Raw genomic sequence first — 16,298 nt, 5'->3', positions numbered from 1 at the left:
GAGCGGTGCGCGGCGGTCGTTCCACCCGCCGGCGTGTGCCCCGCGGTCGGCCGCGTGGCTCACCCCCAACTCCGGTCCGGTGGAACGGCCGCCGCCTTCCCCCCGGGGAGTGGCTGCGGAACGTCGGTGCGTCAACTGTGAAGCTCTGGTGGAGGAAAGTTGAGCACACGGGCGTGAACGGCCGCAATAGCGCGGATGTTCAAATTCCGGTTCCCGCACGACAAGCGGGCGGGCGGGCGCTGCCCGGCTCAGCCGCGCCCGATGTACGGCATCCCGGTCGCCAGTACGGTCGCGAACTGCACGTTCGCCTCCAGCGGCAGCTCCGCCATGTGCCGCACCGTGCGCGCCACATCGGCCACGTCCATCACCGGTTCCGGGGTCACCTCGCCGTTCGCCTGGAGCGCGCCGGTCTCCATCCGGGCCGTCATGTCGGTCGCCGCGTTGCCGATGTCGATCTGCCCGACCGCGATGCGGTACGGCCGCCCGTCCAGCGACAGCGACTTGGTCAGCCCGGTCAGCGCGTGCTTCGTCGCGGTGTAGGCGACCGAGTGCGGGCGGGGCGTGTGGGCCGAGACGGAACCGTTGTTGATGATCCGGCCGCCCCGCGGGTCCTGCTCCTTCATCCGCCGGTAGGCCGCCTGCGCGCACAGGAACGCGCCGTTGAGGTTGGTGTCCACCACATGTCGCCAGGCGTCGTACGGCAGGTCCTCGACCGGTACCCCGCCGGGCCCGAAGGTCCCCGCGTTGTTGAACAGCAGGTCCACCCGCCCGAACCGCTCCACGACCGCCGCGAACAGCGCGTCCACGTCCTCGGGGCGGGACACGTCGGTGCGCGCGGCGAGCGCGGTGCCCTCCGGCACCAGCGCCGCCGTCCCCGCCAGCGTCCCGGCACGCCGGCCGGCGAGCGCCACCGACCAGCCGTGGCGCAACAGCTCCACGGCGACGGCCCGTCCGATGCCGGAGCCCGCCCCGGTCACCACCGCGATCTTCGATTGCCTGTCGGTCATGGCTCCGCAGCCTAGGCGGCAGATCCGTCATACGGAATCAGGTGTCCGCCATACGGTTAACACGGCTGTCCGGCGACGCCGGCCCGCTCTTCCCCCGGATACCGCGCCCCGGCCTCCCCCGGATACCGCACCCCGGTCCGCTCCCGCACCGCGTCCAGCGTGCGCATCACCGCGAGCGTGCCCTCCAGCGGCACCAGCGGCGACTCCTTCTCGCCCGCCCGCAGCGCCCGCATGACCTCCCGCGCCTCGTGCCGCATGCTGTCGCGCGGCCCGTCGGCCGGGTCCGCGGTGAACTCCTCGGCGTCACGGCCGTCCCGGTGCAGCACGAACCGGTCCGGGTGGAAGAAGCCGGACGGGACGTCGATCCGGCCGCGTGAGCCGGTGACCGAGGCGGTGGCCGCCGTAGCGCCGTCGACGGAGCAGTGCAGCGAGGCCAGCGCGCCGCCGTCCCAGGACAGCACGGCCCCCGTCTGGAGGTCGACGCCCTCCGGGGACAGCACCGCGCTCGCGGCGACCCCGTCCGGCTCACCCAGCAGCAACTGCGCGAAGGACACCGGGTACACGCCCAGGTCCAGCAGCGCCCCGCCGCCCAGCGCCGGGTCCCGCAGCCGGTGGTCCGCGGCGAAGGGCCCGGCCAGCCCGAAGTCCGCCTGCACCGTGCGCACCTCGCCGATCGCCCCGTCCTCCACCAGCGCCTTCAGCCGCCGCACCAGCGGGTTGCAGTACATCCACATCGCCTCCATCAGGAAGCGGTCGTGCTCCCGCGCCAGCGCGACGAGTTCCTCCGCCTCGCGCAGGTTCAGCGTGAACGGCTTCTCGCACAGCACGTTCCGCCCCGCCGCCAGGCACAGCCCGGCCGCCGCCCGGTGCGCGGTGTGCGGAGTGGCGACGTACACGACGTCGACGTCCTCGTCCGCCGCCAGCGACTCCCAGTCGCCGTACGCCCGCGCCACCCCGAACCGGTCGGCGAACGCCCGCGCCGACTCGGGCCGGCGCGACGCCACCGCCACGAGCTCCGGCGCCGGCCCCGCCACGGAGCCGTCACCCGACGCGGCCACCAGGTCCGCCGCGAACGCCGCCGCGATCCCGCCGGTCGCCAGGATCCCCCACCGCACGCCCCGCTCCGCCATGCCCGCCCCACCCTCGCTCACGTGTACCTCGGCAGTGTGTACGAGCTGAGAGCATAGGTGCCGGTCCAGTACGAGAGCCGGTCCAGTACGAGAGGGAGGGACACATGCCCGAGCACGCGGCGGCACAGACACCCGGGACGGAGCACCCGTCCACCGCGCCGGGCCCACCCGCCGACCGCCGGACCGGCCTGCTCGTGACCCTCGTCCTCGGCGGCCTCACCGCCACGCCCCCGCTGGCCATGGACATGTACCTCCCGTCCCTGCCGGAGGTCACCCGCTCCCTGCACGCCCCCGCCGCCACCGTCCAGCTCACCCTCACCGCCTGCCTGGCCGGCATGGCGCTCGGCCAGCTGGTCGTCGGCCCGATGAGCGACCGCTGGGGCCGCCGCCGCCCGCTCCTGGCCGGCCTCGCCGTCTACGTCCTCGCCACCGCCCTGTGCGCCTTCGCCCCGAACGTCGAGACCCTGGTCGCCTTCCGGCTGGCCCAGGGCCTCGCGGGCGCGGCCGGCATCGTCATCGCGCGGGCCGTCGTACGCGACCTGTACGACGGGGTGGCCATGGCCCGCTTCTTCTCCACCCTGATGCTGATCTCCGGAGTCGCCCCGATCGTGGCGCCGCTGATCGGCGGGCAGATCCTCCGGGTGACGGACTGGCGGGGCGTGTTCGCCGTCCTCACCGTCGTGGGCGCCCTGCTCGCCGCCGTCGTCCGGTGGCGGCTGCCCGAGACGCTGCCGCCCGCCGACCGCCACGGCGGCGGTACCGGACAGGCCCTGCGCGCCATGCGCGGCCTCCTCGCCGACCTGCCCTTCACCGGCTACACGCTGGCCGGCGGCTTCGCCTTCGCCGCGCTGTTCGCCTACATATCCGCCTCGCCGTTCGTCATCCAGGAGATCTACGGCGCCTCCCCGCAGACCTTCAGCCTGCTGTTCGGCGTCAACTCGGTCGGCCTGATGATCGCGGGCCAGATCAACGGCAAGGTGCTCGTGGGCCGGGTCAGCCTGGACAAGGTCCTCGCCACCGGCCTCGCGATCATCGTGCTCGCCGCCACCGCCCTGCTCCTCATGGCCACGGGCACCTTCGGCGACGTCGGCCTGGCGCCCGTCTCCGCCGCCCTGTTCGTCCTGATGTCGGCCATGGGCATCACCCTGCCCAACGCCCAGTCCCTCGCCCTGCTGCGCACCCGGCACGCCGCCGGCTCCGCCTCCGCGCTGCTCGGCACCACCTCCTTCCTCGTCGGCGCGGTCGCCTCCCCGCTCGTCGGCATCGCCGGGGAACACACCGCCGTCCCCATGGCGATCGTCCAACTGGCGGGCGCACTGGTCGCCGCGGCCTGCTTCGTGGGAATGTGCCGTCCCTGGAACACCCGTACGGCGCCGGAGGGAGCGGACAACTGAGCGCACCGAGACTGCGTACCGGCACACCCGAGCGAGCCGGGCTCGACCCCACGGAGCTCGAGCGTCTGACCGACGACGTGCACGCCCTCACCACCGGTGTCCGCCCCTGGGCGGCCGGCGCCGTCGTGGTGGCCGGGCGCGGCCCCGTGGTCGCCGTGGCCGAGGCCGCGGGCTGGGCGGTGCGCTACCGCGCCTACGACCCGAAGTCCGACAACGCTGTCGCGCTGCCGTCCGACTCCCGGGTCCCGGCCACCGTCGACACCCCCTTCGACCTGGCCTCCCTCACCAAGCTGTTCACCGCCGTCGCCGCCGTGCAGCAGATCGAACGCGGCACCCTGGGCATGGACGCCCGGGTCGGCGCCTACCTGCCCGAGTTCACCGGAGCCGCCGCCTACGGCGTCACCGTGCGCCAGCTGCTCACCCACACCTCCGGGCTGCGCCCCGAACTCCCGCTGTACGACTGCCCCGACGAGCGCGCCCGCCTCGCCCTCCTGCGGAACACCGCCCCGACGGCGGAACCGGGCGCCTACCGGTACTCCGACCTGAACATGCTCCTGCTCCAGTTCGTCCTGGAGCGCATCACCGGCCGCCCCCTCGACGTCCTCGTCCAGGAGGGCATCACCCGCCCGCTCGGCATGACCGCCACCGCCTTCGGGCCCTGCCCCGGCGCCGCGGCCACCGAGGACCAGCGCCGGCCCTGGGCCAAGGCCGACCGGGGCATGCTGCGCGGTGTGGTCCACGACGAGAACGCCTGGGCGCTCGGCGGGGTCGCCGGCCACGCGGGCCTCTTCTCGACCGCGCCCGACCTGGCCGTCTTCTGCCGCGCCCTGCTCGCCGACGGCTCCTACGGCCCCGCGCGCATCCTCGGCCCCGACTTCGTGGAGCTGCTGTTCACCCCGCCCGGGCTGGGTTTCGTCCTGGACCAGCCGTGGTTCATGGGCGAACTGGCGGGCCACGGGGCGGCGGGCCACACCGGTTTCACCGGCACGTCGCTGGTCCTGGACCCGGCGACGGACACGTTCCTGGTGCTGCTGGCGAACACCGTCCACCCGCGACGCCGGCCGGCGGACAGCGGCCCGAGGGCGGCCCTGGCGACCCGACTGGCCCGCGCGGTGATCTGAACCCGGCGCCGGGGCCCGCCACCGCCCTCCCGCCACCTCGCACCCCGCCCCTCCCGCCCCACCGTCACCCCCCGCCCTCGTACAATCGGCAGGTGAACCACCCCGTATCCCCGTCCCCGGCCGAGACTCTGCGCGGCGCCCTCGCCGGGCTGCTGGCCGGGTTGCCGCCCTCGCGGGTCGCCGGAGCCGTGGAGCGGCTGATCGCCAATTACCGCGGCGACACCCCCACCCACGCGCCGATCCTCCGCGACCGTGCCGACGTCGCCGCGTACGCCGCCTACCGGATGCCGGCCACCTTCGAGGCGGTCCGCTCGGCGCTCGCGGCCTTCGCCGACGCCGTGCCCGGCTGGGCGCCCGCCGGGCACGTGGACGTCGGCGGCGGCACCGGCGCCGCGACGTGGGCGGTCACCGCCACCTGGGACGGCACCCGCCCGGTGACCGTGCTGGACTGGGCGGAGCCCGCGCTCGCCCTCGGCCGGGAGCTGGCCGCCGCGAACCCGGCCCTGGAGGGCGCCCGCTGGCAGCGCGCCCGGATCGGCGCCGGCCTCACCCTGGACGACACCGACCTGGTCACGGTGTCGTACGTCCTCAACGAACTCGCCGCGGCCGACCGGGCCGCCCTCGTCGACGCCGCCGCGCGCGCCGCGCAGGCCGTCGTGATCGTCGAGGCCGGCACCCCCGCCGGCTACGAGCGGGTCATCGAGGCGCGCGACCGGCTCATCGGGGCCGGTTTCCGTGTCGCCGCGCCCTGCCCGCACAGCGCCGCCTGCCCGATCGCCCCCGGCACCGACTGGTGCCACTTCACCGCCCGGGTCGGCCGTTCCTCCCTGCACCGCCAGGTCAAGGGCGGCTCGCTGGCGTACGAGGATGAGAAGTTCGCCTACGTCGCCGCCACCCGGCTGCCCGCCGCACCGGCCCCCGCCCGCGTGGTCCGGCGCCCGCAGATCCGCAAGGGGCAGGTGCTGCTCGACCTGTGCGAGGCCGACGAGCGGCTGACCCGGACGACGGTGACCAAGCGCCACGGCGAGCTGTACCGGGCGGCCCGGGACACCGACTGGGGCGATGCGTGGCCGCCGGGCGGCTCCGTGTCGTAGTCCGCCGCCGCCCCTTGTTACTTTCGGTCCCATGGTCGACAAGTCCGCCCCTGACGCCGCCCGCCGCAGCGAGAAGTCCCGCCGGGCGATCCACGCCGCCGCCCTCGCCCTGGTCGGGGAGGTCGGCTACCCGAGGACCACCGTCGAGGCGATCGCCGCCCGCGCCGGCGTCGGCAAGCAGACGATCTACCGGTGGTGGCCGTCCAAGGCGGACGTCCTGCTGGAGGCGTTCCTGGACCTCACCGGGCAGGCGGCCCGGGAGGCGGGGCAGCAGACCTACGCGATCCCCGACACCGGTGACCTGGCCGCCGACCTCAGGGCGGTGCTCCGGGCCACGGTGGACGAGCTGCTCGACCCCCGCTTCGAGGCGCCGTCGCGGGCGCTGGCCGCGGAGGGCCTGGTCAACGAGGAGCTGGGCCGCGAGTTCGTGGCGAAGCTCCTCGAACCCCAGCTCCAGCTGTACGCCGACCGGCTGCGCTCGGCACGGGACGCCGGGGCGGTACGGGCCGACGTCGACCCGCGGATCGCCCTCGAGCTGTTCGTCTCGCCGCTGGCGCAGCGCTGGCTCCAGCGGACCGGGCCGCTCTCGTACGCGTACACGGACACCCTGGTCGAGTACGCGCTGCACGGCATCGCACCCCGCTGAGCCGCGGCACCCGTCCCGCCGGGTCCGGTGTCCCGGGCGGGCTGTGAGGGTTGTCTCGCCCGGTTGGGCCGGAACTGTCCCCGGGGGTCCCGGGGCGGAGGGAAGATAGGGCGATGAGGCATGCTGTCCGCACACGACGAGGCGAGGGGACAGATGAGCGCGACGTTCGGCGGCCGGACCGGTCTCCAGGGCAAACTCTCCCGGTGGCTGCCGGGGCGCCGCCCGAAGGGAGCCGCGGCCGGCGACGACGGCCGTGAGGCCCTGCTGCTCGCCGCCGCCGGGGCGGGCCTGCCGCTGGCCCCCGCCGCGCACCCCGCCCCCGGCTACCGCTGTTCCTGCGACCGCGTCGGCTGTCCCACCCCGGCCCGGCACCCCGTGTCGTTCGCCTGGCAGACCCAGTCCACCACCGAGCGCGGCCAGATCGAGCGCTGGGCCCGGCACCAGCCGCAGGCCAACTTCATCACCGCCACCGGCATGGTGCACGACGTCCTGGACGTGCCCCTGGAGGCCGGCCGCGAGGCCATGGAGCGGCTGCTCGGCGCGGGTGTGGAGGTCGGCCCGGTCGCCGAGAGCGACGACGGCCGCATGCTGTTCTTCACCCTCACCCGCGGCACCCCCGAGGTCGAGGACGAGTGGTGGCCCTGCGAGCTGGACTGCCACCCCGAGACGATGGACGAGCACCCGGGCCTGCGCTGGCACTGCCGCGGTTCCTACGTCCTCGTGCCGCCCGCCCGGCTCCCCGGTGACGACCGCCGGGTGCGCTGGGTGCGGGGCCCGGAGCAGCCGCTGCCCGACCCGCTGACCCTGCTGGAGGCGCTCACCGACGCGTGCGCCCGGTACGCGGCCGAGGAGCCCGTCCACCCGGCCGCGGCCTGGCCCCCGCGCCACTGACCCCACCGGCCCTGTCCCGCGCCGGCGTGCACGAGCCCCGCGCGTTCAGGACCCCTGTCCGCCCGTCAGGCCCTGGATGCGGCCGAGGATCCGTACCGGGCCGCCGGCGGGCGGGTCCAGCGCGGCCTCTCCGGCCATCGACTCCAGCGTCAGGGACTGCTTCACGTCGCCCTTGACGAGGGCCCGCACGTCCTTGCTCGGGATCGGCACGCTCGCGCCCGGGTAGGCGGTCCGCTTCTCGAAGTGGTGCGTGGTGAAGAACACCAGCGCCCCGCCGTCCGACGTGCGCAGCGCGAGCGGCGCGTAGTCGCCGTGGGTGAGCGGCTCGTCGATGAACTGGCGGACCAGGCCGGGCTTCTCGGCCGCCTTCCTGCGGTCCGCGCGCAGCACGCTGGTGTCGCGGCCGTCCGCGAAGGTCCCGCCGCCGTTCTTGAGGTACGACGTGTACGAGGCGCTCAATGCGTCCGGCCGCACGGCCAGTCCCGCGGCGCCCGCCGGTACGGCCTCGGCCCAGCCGTCCTTGTCCGTACGGAACTCCGGTACGGCGCCGGGCGCCATGAGCGTCAGGTACGCCACCTGCCACCGCTCGCCCTGGCCGTGACGGGTGAACACCAGCACCCAGCGGACGGCACCGCCCTTGTTGCTCCGGGCGTCGGCGACGAACCAGCGCGGCCAGCCGGCCTTCTTCGGGATGGTGTACGTGACGTCCGTCAGTGCCAGCGGGGTGTGCCGGGCGTTCCCGGAGGGGCTGTTGGTGTGCCCGGCCTTCAGCCGGGCGGAGTCGATGTCGGCGACGGCGCCGGTGACGTAGGGCGCCTCCAGGGAGCTGTCGTAGGCCTTGTCGGCCTCGTTGTACGCGTCGGTGAACGCGGTCAGCGCCCTGGCGGCCTCGGCACGTGTGGCGGCCGGGAGCACCACGCGTTCCCCGTGCACCACCACACAGCCGCTCGCCGTCACCGACATAGCGGTCAGCGAGGCCGCTATGAGTGCGTTCCGGTCACGCCTGCGAAGCCGTCGACGGCTGCGTTCCCTGGTCATCCGGCTGCTTCACCTTCCCCTTTCCGGAGGCGAACCCTACCGGGGAGAGGAACAACGCGAGCACCGGGACCAGATACAGCGCCCACACCGAGACCTGGACGACCGTCGGGTCCGGCTGGAAGTTGAACACGCCCTTCAGCAGGGTGCCGTACCAGCTGTCCGGCGGGACGGTGTCGCTGATGTCGAAGGCCAGGTGGGTCAGGCCCGGGACCCAGTCGGCCTCCTGGAGGTCATGGAAGCCGTACGCCAGCACGCCCGCCGCGACGACGACGAGCATGCCGCCGGTCCAGGTGAAGAACTTCGCCAGGTTGATCTTCAGGGCGCCGCGGTAGAACAGCCAGCCCAGGAGGACGGCCGTGGCGAGGCCGAGGGCGACGCCGATCAGCGGGCGCGGGGTGCCGTCGGAGGCCGCGTGCACCGAAGCCCACACGAACAGCGCGGTCTCCAGGCCCTCCCGGCCGACCGCGAGGAACGCGGTGGCGACGAGCGCGCCCGTGCCGAGGGCGAGGGCCGCGTCCAGCCTGCCGTGCAGCTCCGACCGCAGGTGCCGGGCGGTGCGCCGCATCCAGAACACCATCCAGGTCACCAGGCCCACGGCGACGATCGACAGGGAGCCGCCGAGCGCCTCCTGCGCCTGGAACGTCAGCTCCTGGGAGCCGAACTCCAGGGCGAAGCCGAAGCCCATGGCGATGGCGATCGCGATGCCGATGCCGATCCAGATGGGCTTCAGGGCGTCCCTGCGGCCGGTCTTGACCAGGTAGGCGATCAGGATGCAGACGACGAGCGACGCCTCCAGTCCCTCGCGCAGGCCGATCAGGTAGTTGGAGAACACGGGCTACGCCTCCTTCGAGAACAGCGTGCGGCCCCACCAGTCGCCGGAGTCCCGGACGCCGGGGGGTACCGCGAAGACCGCCGAACCCACGTGCTGGATGTACTCGTTGAGCGCGTCGTGCACCGACAGCCTGCGCTGGAGCGGGATGAAGCCCTTGCGCACGTCCCGCTGGTAGGCCAGGAAGAACAGGCCCGCGTCGAGGCGGCCGAGGCCGTCGGTGCCGTCGGTGAACGAGTAGCCCCGGCGCAGGATGGTGACCCCGTTGTTGGAGTCGGGGTGGGCGAGACGCACGTGCGCGTCCGGTTTCATCGCCTTCAGGAACGGCTCGTCGTGCTCGTGGGCCTTGCCGACGGGGGCGCCCTCGCGCTTGTCCCGGCCGAACACGTCCTCCTGCTCCTGGAGGGAGCTGCGGTCCCAGGTCTCGATGTTCATGCGGATGCGCCGGGCGACCAGGTAGGAGCCGCCGGTCATCCAGTCCGTCCGGGTGTCACCGTCGCCGTCGCCGACCCACACGAACTTCTTCAGCCGGTCGGTCTCGGTGCCCGCGATGTTGCGGGTGCCGTCCTTGAAGCCCATCAGGTTGCGGGGGGTCTGCGCGCCCGGGGTGGTCGAGGACGTCTTGCCGAAGCCCAGCTGCGACCAGCGGATGGCGACCTTGCCGAAGCCGATGCGGGCGAGGTTGCGGATCGCGTGCACGGCGACCTGCGGGTCGTCCGCGCAGGCCTGGACGCACAGGTCGCCGCCGGTGCGGGACCTGTCCAGGTTGTCGCCGGGGAACGCGGGCAGGTCGACCAGGGCCTCGGGCCGCCTGTCCTTCAGCCCGAACCGGTCGAAGAGGGAGGGCCCGAACCCGATGGTCAGCGTCAGCCGGGACGGCTTGAGCCCGAGTGCCTCGCCGGTGTCGTCCGGCGGGGCCTCGGCGAGGCCGCCGTAGGCGCCCTCGCCGACCGCCTTGCCCGCGGTCATCCGCCGGGCCGCCGCCGTCCAGTCCTTCAGCATCTGCACGAACGCGTCGCGGTCGTCGGTCTTCACGTCGAACGCGGCGAAGTGCAGCCGGTCCTGGACCGGTGTGGCGATGCCGGCCTGGTGGGCGCCGTGGAACTCCACCGCGCCGCCGGTCTCGGCGGCCACCGGGTCCACGTCATCGCCCGCCCTGGTCATCGCCACCGTGCCGCCGGCCGCGGCGGCCCCGAGCGCGAGCCCGGCCCCGCCCCAGCCGATCAGCGCGCGACGCGACGGAGTGCTGCCCTGGGTCTCGGTCATCGCCCTGCCCCTCTGCTTACTTCACGACCGCGGCGGCGAGCTTGGACAGCGGCTCGGCGAGCGCGTTGACCGCGTCCGACAGCTCCTTGCGGCGGTCCTTGCCGACCTTGTCGTAGGAGATGAAGTCGTACCCCGTCTTGTCGGCCGGGTTCGTGCGGTAGGTGTCCAGCAGCGCGTCCAGGGTCGTGAACTGCTTGTCCAGTTCCCGGGTCAGCGCCGGGTCGTTGTGCGCGGCGACCGGCTTCAGCAGCTCGTACGCCTTCTGGGCGCCCTCGACGTTGCCCTTGAAGTCGACGAGGTCGGTGTGCGCGTAGCGGTCCTCCTCGCCGGTGACCTTGCCGGTGGCGACCTCGTCGAGGAGTTCCTTGGCGCCGTTGGCCATCGACGTCGGGGTGATCTCGGCCTTGCCGACCCGCTTCTGCCAGTCCTCCAGGTCCGTCACCAGCCGGTCGGCGAGGGCCTTCTCCTCGGCGCCGATCTTCTTGCCGTGCCAGAGGGCCTTCTCCAGCCGGTGCCAGCCGGTCCACTTCTGGCCGTCCTCCAGGCCGTCCTCGCGGACGTCGACCTTCGGGTCGATGTCACCGAAGGACTCGGCGACCGGCTCGGTGCGCTCCCAGCCCAGGCGGGAGACGGCGTAGGCCTTCTTCGCGGCGTCCAGGTCGCCGGCCTTGACCGCCTTCACGAACGTCTCGGTCCGCGGCAGCGTCTCGTCGGCCTGGTCCTGGGCGTACCGGCGGTACTCGGCGACCGCGGTGTCCAGCTTCGGGTCGCGCCGTGCGCTGCCGCCGCCACCGGTGACGGTGAGCTTCTGCCGGACGCCGTGGCCCTTCATGCCGGGCCGGCAGGCGACCTCGTACGATCCGGCCTTCACCTCGGCGGTGAGCGTGTACCGGGTGCCCGGTCCGATGTTCTCCTTCTCGGAGACGATGCGGTCGTCGGGGAAGAGGATCTCGACCTCGGTGGCCTGGGAGCCCTTGTTCTCGATCTTCAGCGTCACCTGGCCGGCCGGCACGGACTTGGTGGAGGTCCGGCAGGTGGAGTCGGCGGCCGTGACCCGGACGGCCGCGCCGTCCTTGGCGTCACTCTTCGCGGTGCAGGCCGAGAGGGCGGTCAGAGCGGCCGCGGTGGCGGCGGCGGTGACGGTCAGTCGGACGGCTCGCATGCAGGGCTCCCGGATCTCATTGGTGAGGCTGCCCTAACTTACATGAGGCTTACCTCACCCAGAACCGTGCGGGTCGTGATTCAGCTCTCATCGGAAGATCACGGTAGGTACGGAGTCGGTGATTGAATCTCCCGGTGACTGCATACGACGTACTCCGGGTCTTCTGCGGGCCGTACGGCGGGTACGGCAAGGAGCTGGGTGTCGTCCGCGACGGCTCGCGGATGCCGGAGCGCGACGAGCGGCAGGCCCTCGCCGCCAAACTCGGCTTCGGCACGACCGTGTTCGTGGACGATCCCGAGCGCGGGGTGATCGACCTCTACACCCCCGCCCGGCGCCCGCCGTTCGCCGTGCACGCCTGTGTCGGCACGGCCTGGCTGCTCGACGTGCCGGAGCTGGTCACGCCCGCCGGTGCCGTCGGGGCCCGGCTGGACGGCGAGTTCAGCTGGATCGAGGCCCGCGCCGAGTGGGCGGCGCCGCGCACCCTGCGCCGGTACGCCGGCGCCGCCGAGGTGGACGCGCTCGGCGCGCCCGCGCCGGCCGGGGCGGCGCTCTACGCCTGGGCCTGGGAGGACGAGGCGGCCGGCCGGGTGCGTGCCCGCGCCTTCCCGGACGGGGAGGCGGACGCCGGGGAGGACGAGGCGACGGGCGCCGCCGCGCTGCTGCTCACCGACCGGCTGGGCCGCGCCCTGAACATCGCCCAGGGCGCGGGCTCCCAGATCCTCACCGCCCCGCAGCCGCACGGCTGGACGGAGATCGGCGGGCGGGTGTTCCTCGAACGCTGACACGTGCGCGCGTCCGGGTGGCCCCGTACACCCCCGTTCGGGTGGATCCGCGTGTGCGCACGATGACGAACGGGGACGTGCCCGCCGTGGCGACTGCCTGCGCCGAGCGGGACCGGGTCCCTCCCGCACGCGGCGGGGGGCCCGGCCGTCCCCTCCCGGTCGAAGAAGGAGCCCGCCCTCCGGAGAGGGCGGGCCCACGGGCGTGCGGCGTCACGGCAGGGTCAGGATGTCCGCGCCGGTCTCCGTCACCACCAGCGTGTGCTCGAACTGCGCGGTCCGCCTGCGGTCCTTGGTCACGACCGTCCAGCCGTCGTCCCACATGTCGTACTCGTGCGTCCCGAGCGTCAGCATCGGCTCGATCGTGAAGGTCATCCCGGGCCGCATGACCGTCGTCGCGTGCGGGCTGTCGTAGTGCGGGACGATCAGGCCGGAGTGGAAGGAGGAGTTGATGCCGTGCCCGGTGAAGTCCCGGACGACGCCGTAGCCGAAGCGCTTGGCGTACGACTCGATGACCCGGCCGATGATGTTGATCTGCCGGCCGGGCCTGACGGCCTTGATGGCACGGTCCAGGGCCTCCCGCGTCCGCTCCACCAGCAGCCGTGACTCCTCGTCCACCTCGCCGACCAGGTAGGTGGCGTTGTTGTCGCCGTGCACCCCGCCGATGTACGCCGTCACGTCCAGGTTGACGATGTCGCCGTCCCTGAGGACCGTCGAGTCGGGGATGCCGTGACAGATGACCTCGTTGACCGAGGTGCACAGCGACTTGGGGAAGCCGCGGTAGCCGAGCGTGGACGGGTAGGCGCCGTGGTCGCACATGTACGCGTGGGCGACCTGGTCGAGCCGGTCCGTGGTGACCCCGGGAGCGATGATCTTCGCGGCCTCCGCCATCGCCCGCGCGGCGATCCGGCCGGCGGTCCGCATGGCCTCGACGGTCTCCGGCGTCTGCACCTCCGGCCCGGTGTACGGCGCCGGCGCGGGCTTGCCGACGTACTCGGGGCGGCGGATGTTTCCGGGGACCGGGCGGATGGGGGACAGCTCCCCCGGTACGAGCAGCGACTGGCCAGACATACCGGCGAGTCTAGCGAGCGGACATGGGGGAACATGACGGTGGCGAGAGGAGCTGTCGATGGCCCTGTTCAAGAAGCACACCGCCGGCAAGCCGGGCGAGTGGTACTACTGCCTGGAACACCAGAAGGTCGAGGAGGGCCCGGACTGCCCGGGCAAGGACCGCTTCGGCCCCTACGCCTCCGCCCAGGAGGCCGGGCACGCGATGGAGGCCGCCCGCGAGCGCAACCTCCAGTGGGAGAACGACCCGCGCTGGCACGATGCGCCGACGGGCCAGGACACCCAGGACGACTGACCCGGCCCGCGCCGCCCCGGCCGGCCCGGCGGGGCTCACCAGGGGGCCGGCGGGGGTGCCGTCAGCGCCTCCGCCAGCCTCGACAGGCGGTCCCGCAGATGACGCCGGCCCCGCGGGCGCTCCCCGGCCGGGTTCTCCCCGGCCGCCGCACCGACCAGGTGCTGCACGCTGTCCAGGTCCAGCTCCGCCCCCTCGGGCACGGCCAGCGTGTCGTGCGCCATCGCGGCCAGCTCGCCCCCGCCCGCGCCCAGCGCCAGCACCGTCACCCCGGCCCGCCGGGCGTCGTGCACCCGCTCCAGCAGCGACGCGGGCTCCTCGGGCGCCACGACCAGCAGGGTGTCACCGCGCCGCGCCGCCGCGATCCGGCCCGGCCCGACGGCCAGGTGCGCGGGATCGCAGGGGCGCACGTGGTGCCGTACGAGCGTCGGGGCCAGCTCCGGTGTGCCCGACCACGCGGCCTCGTCCACCAGATGCGCGGCCAGATGCCACGGCTCGTACGCCGGCGTGCCCACCAACAGCAGCCCGCCCCCGTGCGCCACCACCGACCCGCGCAGCAGCCCCGCGAATCTGCGGGTGGCGCCCAGCCACTCGGTTCCGGCGAGCACTTCCCGCAGCAACGCGACCCGTACGGCGTCCATGCGACCGCATCCTGCCGGAACCGGCCGTTCGTGACATGGAGTTCACCCGGAATTCGCCCGACCGGGGAAGGGGACGGGGCCCGTTCCGTCAGAAGTGAGGAGCCGTCCATGACCGACGCGACCGTCCCCTTCCGCGCGGGCCACGACGGGTACGCCGCCTTCCGCATCCCGGCCGTCGTCGCCACCGGAGCCGGCACCCTGCTCGCGTTCTGCGAGGGCCGGGCCGACTCCCCGGCCGACCACGGGCGAATCGACATCGTGCTGAGGCGGTCCACGGACGGCGGCCGGACCTGGGGGCCGCTCCTGGTCGCGGCGAGCAACGGCAAGAACCTCGCCGGCAACCCCGTGCCCGTCGTGCTCGACACCGGCCGCATCCTGCTCGTGCACATCCGCGCCGCGGCCTCGGCCACCGAGGCCGCCATCCTGCGCGGGCAGGTCAAGGACGCCGACGGACGCCGCGTATGGGTGCGGCACAGCGACGACGACGGCCTCACCTGGTCCGCGCCGACGGAGATCACCGCGCGGGTGAAGAAGCCCGGCTGGCGCTGGTACGCCACCACCCCCGGGCACGCCCTCCAGCTGAGCGGCGGACGCGTCCTCGTCCCCGCCAACCACACCCTGCCGCCCACCGGCACCGGCACCGACACCGGCGCCGAGGCCCGCTACAACAGCGGGCACTGCCTGCTCAGCGACGACCGCGGCGCGAACTGGTACCTCGGCTACGTGGACGAGAACACCGACGGCTACGTCAACGTCAACGAGACCACCGCCGCCGAACTCCCCGACGGCCGTGTCTACCTCAACACCCGCAACGACTCGCCCTCGCCCGGCAACCGCGCCGACGCCCACTCCAGGGACGGCGGCCGCACCCTCGTGAAGCCCTTCCGCCCGCAGGCCGGGCTGAGCGCACCGGTCTGCGAGGCCTCCCTCCTCCAGCTCCGCGACCCCGACCTGCTCCTGTACTCGGGTCCGGCCGACCCGGCCGCCCGCGCCCTGATGACGATCCGCGCCTCCGCCGACGGCGGCACCACCTGGCGCACGGCGTTCACCGTCGACGGGCTGCCCGCCGCCTACTCCGACCTGGTCCGCGTCGACCGGCACACGGTCGGGCTGCTGTACGAGACCGGCGACTTCGGCGCCTACGAGACGATCACCTTCCGCCGGGTGCCCGTACAGCGGCTGACCTGAGCCGCTGCGGGCCCGGAGGCGGACGTAGAGTCGGGCCATGACCTCTACCGACAGCGCACAGAAGGCCCCCGCCAAGGACCCCTGGGACCTGCCCGACGTCTCCGGGTACGTCGTCGGCGTGCTCGGCGGCACCGGACCGCAGGGCAAGGGCCTCGCCCACCGGCTCGCCCGGGCCGGCCAGAAGGTGATCATCGGGTCCCGGTCCGCCGAGCGCGCCGAGGCCGCCGCCGCGGAACTCGGCGACGGCGTCGAGGGCGCGGACAACGCCGAGACCGCGCGCCGCAGCGACATCGTGATCGTGGCCGTACCGTGGGACGGCCACGGCGACACGCTCAAGGGCCTGCGCGAGGAACTGGCCGGCAAGCTCGTCGTGGACTGCGTCAACCCGCTCGGCTTCGACAAGAAGGGCGCCTACGCCCTCCGGCCCGAGGAGGGCAGCGCCGCCGAGCAGGCCGCCGCCCTGCTGCCGGACTCCCGGGTCGCCGCCGCCTTCCACCACCTGTCGGCCGTCCTGCTCCTCGACCCCGGGGTCGAGCGGATCGACACCGACGTGATGGTGCTCGGCGAGGAGCGCGCCGACGTGGAGATCGTGCAGGCGCTGGCCGGGCGCATCCCCGGCATGCGCGGCGTCTTCGCCGGCCGGCTGCGCAACGCCCACCAGGTCGAGTCGCTGGTCGCGAACCTGATCTCCGTCAACCGCCGGTACAAGGCGCACGCCGGGCTCCGCGTCACCGACGTGTGAGACCGGACGG

Annotated in this window: 17 protein-coding genes; 9 read left to right on the top strand and 8 right to left on the bottom strand. The window is 73.8% G+C overall.

Annotation, left to right across the window (positions count from 1 at the left end):
- Positions 1-248: 248 nt before the first annotated feature.
- Complete coding sequence (locus AB0F03_RS01825; protein ID WP_361985343.1) at positions 249-1,007, bottom strand: SDR family oxidoreductase; 759 nt, start codon at positions 1,005-1,007, stop codon at positions 249-251.
- A gap of 56 nt (positions 1,008-1,063) precedes the next feature.
- Positions 1,064-2,137, bottom strand: a complete 1,074-nt coding sequence (locus AB0F03_RS01820) for a Gfo/Idh/MocA family oxidoreductase (RefSeq protein WP_361985813.1) — start codon at positions 2,135-2,137, stop codon at positions 1,064-1,066.
- 104 nt (positions 2,138-2,241) lie between these two features.
- On the opposite strand from AB0F03_RS01820, the gene AB0F03_RS01815 reads away from it, so the two are divergent.
- The 5 genes from AB0F03_RS01815 (at position 2,242) to AB0F03_RS01795 (ending at position 7,283) form a co-directional block, all read left to right on the top strand.
- On the top strand, positions 2,242-3,531 hold the full coding sequence (locus tag AB0F03_RS01815) for a multidrug effflux MFS transporter (RefSeq protein WP_361985341.1): 1,290 nt from the start codon (positions 2,242-2,244) through the stop codon (positions 3,529-3,531).
- Positions 3,483-4,652, top strand: coding sequence for a serine hydrolase domain-containing protein (locus tag AB0F03_RS01810; protein WP_361985338.1), 1,170 nt, complete (start codon positions 3,483-3,485; stop codon positions 4,650-4,652). The genes AB0F03_RS01815 and AB0F03_RS01810 overlap by 49 nt, the downstream gene beginning before the upstream one ends.
- A gap of 92 nt (positions 4,653-4,744) precedes the next feature.
- Entirely contained in the window at positions 4,745-5,746 is a 1,002-nt protein-coding gene (locus AB0F03_RS01805; protein ID WP_361985335.1) for a small ribosomal subunit Rsm22 family protein, read from the top strand.
- 31 nt (positions 5,747-5,777) lie between these two features.
- Positions 5,778-6,392: a TetR/AcrR family transcriptional regulator gene (locus AB0F03_RS01800; protein ID WP_361985332.1), complete on the top strand. Its 615-nt coding sequence runs from the start codon at positions 5,778-5,780 to the stop codon at positions 6,390-6,392.
- 153 nt (positions 6,393-6,545) lie between these two features.
- Complete coding sequence (locus AB0F03_RS01795; RefSeq protein ID WP_361985810.1) at positions 6,546-7,283, top strand: bifunctional DNA primase/polymerase; 738 nt, start codon at positions 6,546-6,548, stop codon at positions 7,281-7,283.
- 45 nt (positions 7,284-7,328) lie between these two features.
- Here AB0F03_RS01795 and AB0F03_RS01790 read toward each other — a convergent pair whose 3' ends face one another.
- Genes AB0F03_RS01790 through efeO form a run of 4 tightly spaced genes read right to left on the bottom strand, consistent with a single transcriptional unit; the run spans position 7,329 to position 11,578 of the window.
- A complete protein-coding gene (locus AB0F03_RS01790; RefSeq protein ID WP_361985329.1) occupies positions 7,329-8,321 on the bottom strand; it encodes a hypothetical protein in 993 nt (330 codons plus the stop codon).
- Positions 8,281-9,153: an iron uptake transporter permease EfeU gene (gene efeU, locus AB0F03_RS01785; RefSeq protein ID WP_361985327.1), complete on the bottom strand. Its 873-nt coding sequence runs from the start codon at positions 9,151-9,153 to the stop codon at positions 8,281-8,283. Before efeU ends, AB0F03_RS01790 begins: the two co-directional genes overlap by 41 nt.
- Positions 9,154-9,156: 3 nt before the next feature.
- Entirely contained in the window at positions 9,157-10,416 is a 1,260-nt protein-coding gene (efeB, locus tag AB0F03_RS01780; protein ID WP_361985324.1) for an iron uptake transporter deferrochelatase/peroxidase subunit, read from the bottom strand.
- A 16-nt stretch (positions 10,417-10,432) separates the two neighbouring features.
- Positions 10,433-11,578, bottom strand: a complete 1,146-nt coding sequence (gene efeO, locus AB0F03_RS01775; protein WP_361985321.1) for an iron uptake system protein EfeO — start codon at positions 11,576-11,578, stop codon at positions 10,433-10,435.
- A 134-nt stretch (positions 11,579-11,712) separates the two neighbouring features.
- Here efeO and AB0F03_RS01770 point away from each other — a divergent pair, with 134 nt between their 5' ends.
- Positions 11,713-12,360 (top strand): PhzF family phenazine biosynthesis protein, encoded by a 648-nt coding sequence (locus AB0F03_RS01770; RefSeq protein ID WP_361985318.1) that lies wholly within the window; start codon positions 11,713-11,715, stop codon positions 12,358-12,360.
- 210 nt (positions 12,361-12,570) lie between these two features.
- On the opposite strand, the gene map is transcribed toward AB0F03_RS01770, so the two are convergent.
- On the bottom strand, positions 12,571-13,428 hold the full coding sequence (map, locus tag AB0F03_RS01765) for a type I methionyl aminopeptidase (RefSeq protein WP_361985315.1): 858 nt from the start codon (positions 13,426-13,428) through the stop codon (positions 12,571-12,573).
- 58 nt (positions 13,429-13,486) lie between these two features.
- Between map and AB0F03_RS01760 the strand changes: the two genes are divergently transcribed.
- On the top strand, positions 13,487-13,720 hold the full coding sequence (locus AB0F03_RS01760; protein WP_361985312.1) for a hypothetical protein: 234 nt from the start codon (positions 13,487-13,489) through the stop codon (positions 13,718-13,720).
- 35 nt (positions 13,721-13,755) lie between these two features.
- Here the strand turns inward: AB0F03_RS01760 and AB0F03_RS01755 are convergent, their stop codons facing one another.
- Positions 13,756-14,358 (bottom strand): hypothetical protein, encoded by a 603-nt coding sequence (locus AB0F03_RS01755; RefSeq protein ID WP_361985309.1) that lies wholly within the window; start codon positions 14,356-14,358, stop codon positions 13,756-13,758.
- Between the two features lie 108 nt (positions 14,359-14,466).
- Between AB0F03_RS01755 and AB0F03_RS01750 the strand changes: the two genes are divergently transcribed.
- Complete coding sequence (locus AB0F03_RS01750) at positions 14,467-15,546, top strand: sialidase family protein (protein ID WP_361985305.1); 1,080 nt, start codon at positions 14,467-14,469, stop codon at positions 15,544-15,546.
- 37 nt (positions 15,547-15,583) lie between these two features.
- On the top strand, positions 15,584-16,288 hold the full coding sequence (npdG, locus tag AB0F03_RS01745; RefSeq protein WP_361985302.1) for an NADPH-dependent F420 reductase: 705 nt from the start codon (positions 15,584-15,586) through the stop codon (positions 16,286-16,288).
- Positions 16,289-16,298 lie beyond the last annotated feature (10 nt).

This window comes from Streptomyces sp. NPDC028722, from assembly GCF_040637655.1.
Taxonomy (GTDB): domain Bacteria; phylum Actinomycetota; class Actinomycetes; order Streptomycetales; family Streptomycetaceae; genus Streptomyces.
The sequence above is the reverse complement of the archived record's forward strand: the minus strand, read 5'-3'. Positions and strand labels throughout refer to the sequence as shown.